Source organism: Secundilactobacillus silagei JCM 19001, assembly GCF_002217945.1.
GTDB classification, from domain to species: Bacteria; Bacillota; Bacilli; order Lactobacillales; family Lactobacillaceae; genus Secundilactobacillus; species Secundilactobacillus silagei.
Genome location: NZ_BCMG01000031.1, coordinates 1 through 604, shown reverse-complemented (window position 1 = coordinate 604; position 604 = coordinate 1). Strand labels below are relative to the sequence as shown.

The window sequence follows — 604 nt, the reverse complement described above, 5'->3', positions numbered from 1 at the left end:
ACCTTGCGGTCGTACTCCCCAGGCGGAATACTTAATGCGTTAGCTGCGGCACTGAAGGGCGGAAACCCTCCAACACCTAGTATTCATCGTTTACGGCATGGACTACCAGGGTATCTAATCCTGTTCGCTACCCATGCTTTCGAGCCTCAGCGTCAGTTACAGACCAGACAGCCGCCTTCGCCACTGGTGTTCTTCCATATATCTACGCATTTCACCGCTACACATGGAGTTCCACTGTCCTCTTCTGCACTCAAGTCTCCCAGTTTCCGATGCACTTCTCCGGTTAAGCCGAAGGCTTTCACATCAGACTTAAGAAACCGCCTGCGCTCGCTTTACGCCCAATAAATCCGGACAACGCTTGCCACCTACGTATTACCGCGGCTGCTGGCACGTAGTTAGCCGTGGCTTTCTGGTTAAATACCGTCAACACCTGAACAGTTACTCTCAGATGTGTTCTTCTTCAACAACAGAGTTTTACGAGCCGAAACCCTTCTTCACTCACGCGGCGTTGCTCCATCAGACTTTCGTCCATTGTGGAAGATTCCCTACTGCTGCCTCCCGTAGGAGTTTGGGCCGTATCTCAGTCCCAATGTGGCCGATTACC

The 604-nt window shown here is 52.0% G+C and carries 1 rRNA gene; it reads right to left on the bottom strand.

What is annotated here, in order from left to right:
* Positions 1 to 604: ribosomal RNA gene (locus CES79_RS12390) — 16S ribosomal RNA — on the bottom strand; the annotation flags it as partial.